Genomic DNA, 11562 nt, shown 5'->3' with positions numbered 1-11562 from the left:
TTGGTCTTTGTCACTAAGTATCGACGATCAGTTTTCACCAAACAAGTCCTTGATGACCTTGAGTCTATCTTTGATGATGTGTGCAAAAAGTTTGAAGCCGAGCTTGTGGAGTTTGATGGTGAGGATGACTATGTACATTTGCTGGTAACTTATCCACCCAAAGTGGCTATCTCAAGCTTGGTTAATAGTTTAAAAGGCGTTTCTAGTCGGCTTATTCGCAAAAAGCAATATCCATCTATCTTTAAACAGTTATGGGGCAGTGCGTTGTGGTCGCCCAGTTACTTTGCAGGTAGCTGTGGCGGTGCTCCAATTGAGATTATCCGCCAGTATATCGAACAGCAAAATACGCCACACTAAACAGCTTTTTTTGCGTAAGCATGGATACACAGTTGCCTTATATCCACCCATGAAGTGGGTGGTTTTACGGCAACGTTGGATAAATCTTCATATATAAAAAGTTACATCTTAGATAAGATGGTATAAGGTTAGCTGGTTATGATGGTATCATTAAAGTTAATGCCGAATGGTTTTAAATGTTTATCAGTAGTACTGGGGTATTGATAGCACTAGGGTATTGATAGCACTAGGGTTTTAATAGTACCAGTGTATTAACTCTATAAAACCTGTAATAGCCATGAATTAATTTTATGAATAGTGCAAGTGTAAATAGACGCTAATATAAATTAATATAAAGCAGGTAAAGTCCTGTTGCACTGCTGTCAAGGAAGTCATATTGAGTCTTTTTAATTTTGCTATCAAGCCTGAACATTATAAACAACCGATCTTATCATCAACGGTGACGGGGCAGTGCTTGCTGGTTTTGGCTGCTGTATTGGTAGTGCCTGCGGCTTTAGCAGCGTCCACTGACCCAGTAAGTAGCTCTACTATAACAGTGGCGTCCAGACTCAATGCTTATAACAACCAGCCAAATTTATTAAATAGCTCAAATAACCAAATTAACAACCACTTAAACGATGAGAGTTTTAGGGCTAACTACCCCGTAATGGCTCAAGGATCCACTCCGATTAGCATCAATCAAGGATTGTTTGCTACTCCAAACTTGGTATCTTCAGACTTGAGTGTGTTTAGTTTTGGTCAGTCAGGCCTTAATAAATCAGCTTTTGGAAGTCAGTACACCCAACCTAAACCAGTCGTCTCTGAATTAAAACTACCCGACTTGGGCAGTGGTGGTGGCCGTTTTATTGAAGCCAACCAACACAAGGCCATCGGTGAGTGGTCACTGCAACAGCTAGCCAGAAGTACCCCACTACTTAATGACCCGTGGTCACAACAACAGCTTGAGCGAATGGCGTGGCAAATTAATGCTCAAGCTCGTACTCAAGCACCTTTGGCCTTGTTATTAATCAATAATACCAGTATTAATGCGTTTGCCATTCCTGGTGGTCTGATGGGTATTCATGCTGGTACGATCACTGAATCAAGCAGTATGGACGAGGTGGCCAGTGTCATTGCTCACGAGGTAGCACATTTAAGTCAACGCCATTATGAACACCGTGAGGAGGCTGGTCGCAAAGCTTTATTATTACAGATAGGTGGCCTATTAGCAGCCATAGCAGCTTCAGCGGCAGATGGCGATGCGGCGGCAGCCGTATTAATGGGTAGTCAAACAGCAGCTATGAATAGCCAAATGGCATTTAGCCGTAGCAATGAGCGAGAGGCCGACCGTATCGGGATGCAATTGATGGCCAAGTCTGGTTACGACCCACGAGCCATGCCTAAGTTTTTTGCTACCTTAAACCAAAAAACACAGCTTAATATGAGTAAAGATGCTTATTTACCCAGCTTTATTATGACCCACCCTTTAAGCTCAGAGCGTCTTAGTGAAGCGCAAAGTCGTGCTAACAGTTACCCACCAGTTGCATTAAGTGAGCAACGTGATAAGTTGGTTTTTGATTTACTCAAATGGCGATTAAAAGTATTAACCAATCAGGTTAATGAAGGAGATCTACTGGTAGCAGCATCTAAAAGCAAAGGGGCTGAGATGGCTTTGGCTTATTGGTATGCTAGTCATAACCGCTATCAGGATGCAGCGCAGCGACTTAGACAGTTAAAAAATAGTAAGCCTAGCCATGTGACCGCGTATGCTGATCAGATGGCCTTTGATATTTTACTGGCCATTACTGAAGGACAAACGGCAGGGATGCAAGGTAAGTGGCAGATTACTGAGCAAGTGCTATTACCGTATTATAAGCTGTATCCTGAGCGCCGTGACATCAAGCTGGTGTTGACCGAGGCATGGCTGAACTTGGGTAAATATAATGAAGTTATTAGCGCCCTAAAGCCGACTATTACCAATCGTCCTTATGACACCGAAGCCTTGTTCCGCATACAGCGAGCATATGAGTTAATGGCCAGTACGGAAGGTCAAGGTAGTCAAGAGTTGGCGAATATCTCTGCTATTAATGCCTTGCGTTATCGTGCCCAAGGTGAACTGTGGCGAGGCAGATATGAAGATGCCTTAGTGTCATTACAGCAGGCAAAAAATGTGCTAGAAGCGAGTCAAAAAAATCGTGCTAGCACATTTAATACCAGCTCTTTATTGGCCAATATCAATAGTGAAATTGCGCAGGTAACGGCTGCCAAAGAGTTTCGACCTTAGGGACTGTCTTTTTTTAGCAACATAAAGCCTGCGGTTTTCTAATCGATGGCTTACCGTAGATTTAGTAGCTTGCCGTAGTTGATGGCCTGCCATTGTTGGACAGTTAGCCAATCAATCAACCCAATAATACTATCCTATTAATGCTTTTTTCACTAACTGAGAAATGGTTGCGGGATCAGCACGTCCTGCCGTTTTGCTTTTTAATGCACCCATTACTTTACCCATATCTTGCATAGAGCTTGCGCCTTGTGCACTGATCTCTTGAGCCACTAATTCAGCAAGCTCATCCTCACTCATTTGCTGTGGCATAAACTCATTGATGATATCAATTTCAAATTGTTCTTTTTGTGCTAAATCTTCACGACCGTTGTCTTTAAATACGGTTAGTGATTCTTGACGCTGTTTTAGTTGCTTTTGTAGAATCTCTAAAACACCAGCGTCATCAAGTTCGATTTTGCGATCTATTTCTATTTGTTTGATGACTGACTGCACGTTGCGTAATACTTTTACTTTTTCAAGTTCACGTGCTTTCATTGAGGTTTTGACTTGTTCAGTAATGGTATCTTTCAGTGCGCTCATATTAGATTCCTTAATATAGGGTGACGTAGAGTAGGGAGTATATTGTGATAAAGATTGTGATAAAGATTTATAATCGATAGCACTATAAACCTAGTTATAGAAAGTGTAGTAGGGTTATATAAAGTATAGTAGGGATTTCACCATAAAAAAACCACCTATATGTTGGCGCTGTTAGCAAAAATGCAGTGCAGACGGCCAAAATAGGTGGTTTTTTGTAATGTAAATATCCGTTATTAAGCGAGTTAGTGCCTGCTAATAAGGGGTTACGGTGATATCAAGATTAGTACATACGAGTTGTACGGATTGATTCACGTTGTAATTTTTTCTTATAGCGTTTTACTGCTGCTGCCTTTTTACGCTTACGCTCTTGCGTTGGCTTCTCGTAAAACTCACGCTTACGAACATCAGATAAAACACCAGCTTTTTCGCAGGCACGCTTGAAGCGACGGATAGCGATATCAACAGGTTCGTTCTCTTTAACCTTAACTGAAGGCATGCAGACTCCTTAATATAAAATTGAGTGGAAATTAGAGACAAGTAACATTAGCAATGCTGTGTCGTTGATATTAGCCGTAGTGTCTCAGATGGGTTACGGCATCAGCTCTTGCTAGGATAATAAAGTAAATAATAAACCACTTAGCGTGACAAACACGCAAAAGTAAGAGCGAAATTATACTAAAAAAAAGAAGGATTGTCAATCTAGCTAAGTAGCATAGTTGTTTTTGTATTAGTGAGCTTGGATATTGGTAACGATTAAAATTTTGTATAAAAAACTGGATAGGTCTTAGGTTAAAAAATAAGGTAAACTGAGAAATAGTATTTGAAGCTCAAGGATGAAATGTTTATAATGATATAAAACATGTATTTAAAATGAATGTTAATAACTTTTGTTTGTATTTCTCATCTATATCAAAAGTTATTCGTATTTATTAACACTATTTAAGTTGAAAGGTGACTATCTTTGACAAGCATCTAAATCCAAGCATCTAAATATAGAAAGGTTAAATGATAGTGAGGGGCAGGCGGTTGTGATATTATTGTAGGTCAAGTTTATCACACCCAGATACATGATGTATCCACAACCTATCTAGGAGTTAATGATGTCAGATATTAATCAACAAGTAAGAGAAAGCAATCAGTTAACAACTGCCCGCCGTCTATTAACTGTACCATCTTTAATGCTTGGTGCCGCATTGGTACTGACTGCCTGTGGTGGTAACGAGCATCAGGTTAAGGCAGTAGATAAAGTTGAAGAAGCAGCAGAGCTTGCCAAAGCAAATGCTCCTGAGCCTGAGCCACTTGAGCTTGACGAAGTTGAAGTAGTCGCACCAGCAGACGAAGCTGAAGATGGTGATGAAGTAGAGGCAACAGATGATGCAGAAGCTACTGATGTAGAAGCCACTGATTCAGAAGTAACCGAAGAGGCGGTAAGTGTTGACGCTGAAGCTTCTCAAACAGAGGATGCAGAAGTAGCAACAGAAGAAGAAAAGGCTGCTGAATAAGCTACGTGAGATAACGTTGGTATTCAGCGCCTATTAATCACTCAAATTTAGCAAAGGCGAGGTCTCTCATGCTAACAAAAAAGCAAAAAACAAGCCAACTATCAGCAGTGTCTGGAACTAGTGGATTATTATTCGCCAGTGCTCTTGCTTTGGGGTTATTGGTTGGTTGTGGTGGTGGCTCAGACGCTGGGTCACAATCTACGGAAGCTACCAAATATACGACGGCAGAATCAGCGGCGGCCACTGAACCTGAGGTCATTGAACCAGAGGCGGCATCTGAGACTGCTGAGGTGGAAGCTGCACCTGAAGCAACAACGGATACCGCAGAAGCAGAAACAGAGTCAGAAGCAACAATGAATAACTCTGCTGAAGAGGCTGAAGCTAAAGAAGAGGCGCCACTAGATGCAGCAGCTGGTGCTGAGCTGTATGAAAAGACCTGTAAAGTATGTCATGGTACAGGACTTTTAAGCTCACCAAAATTAGGTGATAAAGTTGCATGGGCACCGCGTATTGCAAAAGGCAAAGAGACCTTATATGAGCACTCAGCAAAAGGCTTTAACCAAATGCCACCACAGGCTGCAGGTGAGATTACTGAGGCACAAGTACATGCTGCTGTCGATTATATGATTGAACAGTCTAGTTAGAACTTGATCAGTTAAGATTTGTTTTTTTATACAGATTTAGCTGAGGCTCATATCGGTATGAATATAGCTGTTTAAATACAGTCTTTTAAAAAGTAATCTTGATAATCTGTTAAAATGCCGTCATTGTGTTATCACAGTGACGGCATTTTAACTTTTTGTAGATGACAAAATTGACAACAAATTGACAATAAAATAGGTGTGACTTGAAAGTATTAGGATTAGAAACCTCTTGTGATGAAACTGGTTTGGCCATTTTTGATAGTGACCATCTAGCAGAAGGCAAAAATGGCCTGCTTGGACAGGTACTGTATTCTCAAATTGAGCTACACGCTACCTATGGTGGTGTGGTGCCTGAGCTTGCTAGTCGTGACCACATCCGCAAATTAGTGCCACTATTAGATGAGTTGCTTAAGCTGTGTCAAATAAGCAAAGATGAGATTGATGCTATTGCCTTTACCAAAGGTCCTGGCTTAATAGGAGCATTGATGACAGGTGCCTTATTTGGGCGTAGTTTGGCTTATGGGTTAGGCGTACCAGCGATTGGTGTGCATCATATGGAAGGACATTTGTTATCACCTTTGTTGGGTGATAATCCACCAAGATTTCCGTTTGTGTCTTTATTGGTTTCTGGTGGACACACTTTATTAGTGGCAGCATATGGCATCGGAGAGTATGAGATATTGGGTGAAAGTATTGATGATGCTGCTGGTGAGTGTTTTGATAAAGCTGCCAAAATGCTAGGCTTACCTTATCCTGGTGGTCCTAATGTCGCCTCATTGGCTGAGACTGGCGATGCGAATGCCTATGATTTACCACGTCCTATGTTGCATAAAGGCTTAGACTTTTCATTTAGCGGTATGAAAACAGCGGTACACAATTTAATCAAAGATACCGAAGGTTCAGATACAGATGCCAAGGTTCGTGCGGATATTGCTGCCAGTTTTCAGCATGCAGTAGTTGATACTTTGGTCAAAAAATGCGTAAAAGCGTTAAAACAAACAGGTATGTCACAGTTAGTGATTGCCGGTGGAGTTAGTGCCAATTTGCATTTGCGTGAAAGTTTAGAGGTTGAGTTAGCCAAAATAAATGCCACTGTGCACTATGCGCCACTTGAGCTGTGCACAGATAATGGTGCTATGATAGCTTATGCTGGTTATCAGCGCTTGAAAGCAGGTCAGGCCGATGATTTGGCAGTGAGCTGTGTGCCAAGATGGAGCCTTAGTGAGCTACCTGCATTGGTGTAATAGGTATGGATAGTAGTGGTGGTGTGGTGGTTTTACTCGGTTGTCTAAGCCTAGATTGTTAGTCTGAATTGGGATTATTAGCTCAGGTGAAGCTTTCAAATTGGCCTGAAATCTAAAAGTACATAAGGTTAAATAAAAAGGAGCATCGTATGCAGTGGATAGCCATAGGTTTGGGAGCGGCTATCGGTGCCTGTTTGCGCGCTTGGATGGCTAAGCTAAACCCGCTGCACAGTTGGATACCTCTGGGGACGCTGGGCGCAAATGTGCTTGGCGGCTTCTTGATTGGGATGGCGATGGTCATCTTTATGCGTATCGGTAGCAGTTGGCATCCACATATTAAGTTGTTTGTAATCACTGGATTTTTGGGAGGTTTGACTACTTTTAGTACCTTTAGTAGTGAAGTATTTAACTTGCTGAATAGCGGCAAGGTATTGTCAGGCATAGCTTTAATTGGGATTCATGTGCTGTTGACCTTGATGGCCACTGCTACTGGGTATTATGTGATGCGCATTTTTGTTTAGTGGTTGAGGTGCTAGATACTTGCTAGATATTTACGGCTTTACCAAGTTTTCTAATAATTTAGCAAACCCCTGCATATAAGCTACTTCTGCGCTGCTTTCACGAGTGGCGGCAAATAGCTGGCAGTACACGCCTTGTTGCTGTTTAGAGCTGCCTGTCAGCCTCAATTTTTTCCCAATATCTTGCATGGTATGTTTGCCCTTTATACTTGTTGCTGTATTGCTGGTAGTAGGCGCTGCCAAACGGCGGGTAACAATCCAACCTTTCTTTTCATATTCAGCGGCTACCCAATCAGGCAGGGCGGCAACCCCCCTTTCACTAGCGACCAACTGAATTAGCATCGCAGTGAGCTCAGTGGTGCGAATTTTTGCAAAACTGGCATTGGCTGGAGCCATAAACTTGGCAATGACATCCAGACGTTTGGCTTCTACTGGATAAGCAATCAGGGTTTGCTCAACCAAATCGCTAGGTACAATTAACTGTTTGCTAGCAAGCGGATGAGTCGGCGAGAGCACCAAGCGGCTCTCGTAAGTAAATAATGGTTGGTAGCAGATACCGTCAATATCCAAATTGCTGGTGGTAATCAGCAAGTCAATATCACCCTCACTAAGCAGATGGTGAGGCTCAGGATCAAAGCCTGTGGCAAAGTCGAGCTCCACATCTGACCATTCACGGCGAAACTGATTTAAAATCGGCATCAACCAGTCAAAACAACTGTGGCATTCTGATGCAAGGCGCAGTCGTCCAGCTTGGCCGTGTGCCAATCGTTTCAGGTTGTTTTTGGTACGGATGACTTGCGGTAAAATGCTGTCTGCCAGCTTTAAGACCACATTACCTGCAGGAGTAAAAGTCAGTGGGCGGGTACGACGATTGACAAGTTTTACCTCGTAATAGTTTTCAAGCTCTTTTAGCTGGTGCGAAACAGCAGAGGCGGTCACGTGTAATTCTTCTGCAGCAGCAGCTAGTGAGCCGTGCGCTCGTAATGCGGTCAAGGTTTGTAAATGGCGAAGCTCAAGCATAGTTATTGGTCAATTTTGTTATCGGTTGATTTTGTTAATAACAGTAAGGTTATTCTAACCTATTCCCCATTATAAGATAAGTTGTTAGCGTAAGACTATCAGTAACATACTGTGTCTTGTCATACTTTTTTGCAATCTTATTAAATTATACTACATATTAGATATACTTAATAAAGTTATTTTGATGAATGTTGCTGAATGCTGATGAAATAAGTCTACAAAAGTTGATGAAATTTTGGTGAATCCCAAAGCTAGATTGTAAATTGTGCTTGCAGACCATGAAGTATATCATCTATATTGGATAAAAATAATTGGATAAAAGCCGTTATCGATGAGCGTAATGAGTTACCATCAATTTTTACCTTAATGTCTTGTTTTACCTTAATGTCTTGGTTGCGATTTTTTTTATTAGGCAAGCCTTAGATTTAGTGTTTATGATTTGGTTGTATTTTTAGGGTATATTATTTAGTTTTTATTATCAATAATTGCTTTGGTGTTTTTCTTTGGTTTTGATATATCTGTGGTTTTGATAAGTCTATGGCTTTGTTTGATAGTTCTTTGTTTGATAGTTTTTTGGTTGTGATAGTTGCTTGAGAGCGCTACTAAAGTATATGACACATAAGCGATGTTAAATATCAAAAACCCGTATACACCCTATACCGTATACACCCTATAAAAAATCTATGCTAATAACAGCAAACAAAGATAGCTTTAAGTTGCTAAGGAAGTGGTTATGTGGAAGAGGATGAGCTTAACTGGCAAGATTTTAGTTGCCATGGTGTTAGGTATTACTCTGGGTATTATTTTTAACTACACCGGTCTTAACGCAGATGGTGGGTTTGTAAATACTTATCTGGTTAATGGTTTATTTGCCATTATCGGTAAGCTGTTTGTCAATTCACTAAAAATGCTAGTGGTACCTCTGGTCTTTATTTCCTTAATTTGTGGGGTATGTGGTATCGGTGATATCCGACTACTTGGGCGCATAGGTGGCAAAACCTTTGTGATGTATATGTTTACCACTGCTGTTGCTATTGCAACTGCGATTGGTCTTGGTTCTTTGGTAGGTATTGGCAAAGGAATGGACTTGGTGCCAGAAGTCGGTTTTGAAGGTAAACAAGCACCACCTTTGATGGATGTGTTTTCTAATATCATTCCATCCAATCCCATTAGTGCTATGGCCAATGGAGATATGCTTTCGATTATCTTTTTTGCCATTTTGATTGGCATTAGTATCTTGATGGTCGGCAAGCCTGCCAAAAGTTTGGTACAGGGTTTGGAGCTGATTAATGAAGTCATCTTAAAAATGGTGACCATTATTATGAATCTGGCACCTTATGGGGTGTTTGCACTGTTAGTAAAAGCCATGTCAGATTTAGGTTTAGATCTTATCATGCAGTTGATGGGCTATGTGGCTTTGGTTGCTGTGGCATTGGCACTACACTTTTTTGTTGTCATGATGGTGATATTAAAAGTGTTTTCTAAGTTGTCAGTTAGAGTGTTTCTGACCAAAGTGCGTGAGGTATTGGTATTTGCCTTTAGTACTTCCAGCTCGAACGCTACTATTCCCATAACGTTGCGTACAGTTACTATGCGCATGGGGGTCAAAAACTCGGTGGCCTCGTTCACCGTACCTTTTGGTGCAACCATCAATATGGATGGTACAGCCATTATGCAAGGGATTACTACCATTTTTATTGCTAATCTATATAGCATTGATCTGGGATTGTCGCAGTATGTGATGGTCATTGTCATGTCGGTGCTGGCTTCTATTGGTACTGCTGGGGTGCCTGGTGTTGGGATGATTATGTTGTCGATGGTATTTGCCCAAATTGGTCTGCCCATTGAAGGTATTGGTTTGGTGCTGGGTGTAGATCGCTTTATTGACATGATGCGAACTGCGGTAAATGTTGGTGGTGATGCGGTCGTCACGACTATTGTGGCTAACTCTGAGGGTAAGATGGATATGACGGTTTACAATGATCCAGATGCGGGAGTAAAGGAGGTGTTTGAAGGTCATATTGATCCAGAAAGTCAACAAACCTTCTCGACCGTATTCGATGATGGGTTATTGGGTAGTGAGTATCAACAGATGCCCCAAACAGATCATTCACCGTCAGGTACTAAGCATGATGGCAATAAACATTAAAGGTTGTAACCCATCATTAATAGGTTTAAAAGCGGTGAGATCCACCGTGTTAGCCTGTGGAAACGATGCTAAGTGCTGAGTGTAATTACAACGGCAAACGCCTATAAAGCAGGAAGAAAACCAAACTATGTGAATAGGTTTAGGTAGGTTTTTCGGAACGGCAGGTTTAGCCATACACATATTTGGTCAGCATCGCCAAGCACATGATGACAATCATAGGACGGATAATTTTACTGCCGCCCTTGATTACCAGGTGTGATCCAGCAAAAGCGCCGAGCGTTTGTCCGACCATCATGGCGAGTCCCACTGACCAGAGCACTTTACCGCCAAGGATAAAGAAAATAAGTGAGGCAATATTGGTAGATAGATTGAGTACTTTTGCAGTGCCTGTTGCAGCAATAATTTCTCTACCGCGTAAAGCCACATTGCCAAGTGCAAAGAACATGCCCGTACCAGGGCCAACGTAGCCATCATAAAAGCCAATTAAAGGACTAATCACTCGCTGCCAAGTAGATTCTGAAACTCTAGGCTCAGCTTCTACTTCGCCAAGATTGGGTGCGAATAAGGTATAAATACCAATAATAGCGATTAAAAATGGAATTAGCTTGGCCAGTAAGTCAGGCGGAGATAGTTGCACGGCTATTGTACCAGCTGCCGAGCCAATAAAAGCGGCAATAATAGCTTGCTTCATATTACTAGGCGATACCACACCCTTTTTGATCATGGTGATAGAAGCAGTAAGTGCGCCAGACGCAGCTTGTAGCTTGTTAGTGCCTAAAGTCATGACTGGTGGAATATTTGCTAGAAGCATAGCAGGAATAGTCAAGAGACCACCACCACCTGCGATGGCATCAATAAAACCAGCAACAGCTGCTACCCCCGCCAGCATGACAATAACATCAATTGATAAGGCTAACTCCATAAAAATATCCAAAACTTAAGTAACAAAGATATCAATAACAGTACTATTTAAAAATCTTAAAAATAAGGTATGCAAAATTGTAAAAAGCTGTCATATTAAAAGAAATTAACGTGGTAACTAGTTAAGTGTAATACAGGTTAAGTGTAATACAGGTTAAGTGTAATACAGAGTGACAAGTAATAAGTATTGTGGCACCAAAGTTGGGACACACAAAAGATAAGATTATATCATGAGATGCGACTGAACAATGATCTATACAGACACTAGTAGTAATAGAGGTATTAACACTTAGTCTAGGCGTTTAAACAAAAATAAAACAAACAAGTCGAAGCGTCAGTAGGTAAGGCAAGAAGCCTTTAAAATT

The 11562-nt window shown here is 41.3% G+C and carries 11 protein-coding genes; 7 read left to right on the top strand and 4 right to left on the bottom strand.

The window, feature by feature from the left end:
• Both tnpA and H140_RS0105200 read left to right on the top strand, forming a co-directional pair.
• Positions 1 to 357: IS200/IS605 family transposase (gene tnpA, locus H140_RS0105205; RefSeq protein ID WP_026348848.1), on the top strand; the 357-nt coding region annotated here is incomplete at its 5' end.
• A gap of 376 nt (positions 358 to 733) precedes the next feature.
• The gene (locus tag H140_RS0105200; protein ID WP_019672605.1) at positions 734 to 2620 is read left to right on the top strand and encodes a M48 family metalloprotease; all 1887 of its coding nucleotides are present in this window, start codon (positions 734 to 736) and stop codon (positions 2618 to 2620) included.
• 129 nt (positions 2621 to 2749) lie between these two features.
• Here H140_RS0105200 and H140_RS0105195 read toward each other — a convergent pair whose 3' ends face one another.
• Both H140_RS0105195 and rpsU read right to left on the bottom strand, forming a co-directional pair.
• Positions 2750 to 3199, bottom strand: a complete 450-nt coding sequence (locus tag H140_RS0105195) for a GatB/YqeY domain-containing protein (protein ID WP_019672604.1) — start codon at positions 3197 to 3199, stop codon at positions 2750 to 2752.
• Positions 3200 to 3479: 280 nt separating this feature from the next.
• Positions 3480 to 3695, bottom strand: coding sequence for a 30S ribosomal protein S21 (gene rpsU / locus H140_RS0105190; RefSeq protein WP_007394316.1), 216 nt, complete (start codon positions 3693 to 3695; stop codon positions 3480 to 3482).
• A 604-nt stretch (positions 3696 to 4299) separates the two neighbouring features.
• Between rpsU and H140_RS13985 the strand changes: the two genes are divergently transcribed.
• The 4 genes from H140_RS13985 (at position 4300) to crcB (ending at position 7110) form a co-directional block, all read left to right on the top strand.
• Positions 4300 to 4701, top strand: coding sequence for a hypothetical protein (locus H140_RS13985; protein ID WP_019672603.1), 402 nt, complete (start codon positions 4300 to 4302; stop codon positions 4699 to 4701).
• A gap of 68 nt (positions 4702 to 4769) precedes the next feature.
• The gene (locus H140_RS0105180; protein ID WP_019672602.1) at positions 4770 to 5345 is read left to right on the top strand and encodes a c-type cytochrome; all 576 of its coding nucleotides are present in this window, start codon (positions 4770 to 4772) and stop codon (positions 5343 to 5345) included.
• Between the two features lie 203 nt (positions 5346 to 5548).
• Complete coding sequence (gene tsaD / locus H140_RS0105175; protein ID WP_019672601.1) at positions 5549 to 6589, top strand: tRNA (adenosine(37)-N6)-threonylcarbamoyltransferase complex transferase subunit TsaD; 1041 nt, start codon at positions 5549 to 5551, stop codon at positions 6587 to 6589.
• A gap of 149 nt (positions 6590 to 6738) precedes the next feature.
• Positions 6739 to 7110, top strand: a complete 372-nt coding sequence (gene crcB, locus H140_RS0105170; RefSeq protein ID WP_019672600.1) for a fluoride efflux transporter CrcB — start codon at positions 6739 to 6741, stop codon at positions 7108 to 7110.
• Positions 7111 to 7140: 30 nt separating this feature from the next.
• On the opposite strand, the gene H140_RS0105165 is transcribed toward crcB, so the two are convergent.
• Positions 7141 to 8127 (bottom strand): LysR family transcriptional regulator, encoded by a 987-nt coding sequence (locus H140_RS0105165; protein ID WP_019672599.1) that lies wholly within the window; start codon positions 8125 to 8127, stop codon positions 7141 to 7143.
• A gap of 733 nt (positions 8128 to 8860) precedes the next feature.
• Here H140_RS0105165 and H140_RS0105160 point away from each other — a divergent pair.
• Positions 8861 to 10276: a dicarboxylate/amino acid:cation symporter gene (locus H140_RS0105160; RefSeq protein WP_051086858.1), complete on the top strand. Its 1416-nt coding sequence runs from the start codon at positions 8861 to 8863 to the stop codon at positions 10274 to 10276.
• Positions 10277 to 10442: 166 nt separating this feature from the next.
• Here H140_RS0105160 and H140_RS0105155 read toward each other — a convergent pair whose 3' ends face one another.
• Positions 10443 to 11198 (bottom strand): TSUP family transporter, encoded by a 756-nt coding sequence (locus tag H140_RS0105155; RefSeq protein ID WP_019672597.1) that lies wholly within the window; start codon positions 11196 to 11198, stop codon positions 10443 to 10445.
• Positions 11199 to 11562: the final 364 nt, after the last annotated feature.

The sequence above is a fragment of the Psychrobacter lutiphocae DSM 21542 genome, from assembly GCF_000382145.1.
GTDB lineage: Bacteria > Pseudomonadota > Gammaproteobacteria > Pseudomonadales > Moraxellaceae > Psychrobacter > Psychrobacter lutiphocae.
The sequence above is the reverse complement of the archived record's forward strand: the minus strand, read 5'-3'. Positions and strand labels throughout refer to the sequence as shown.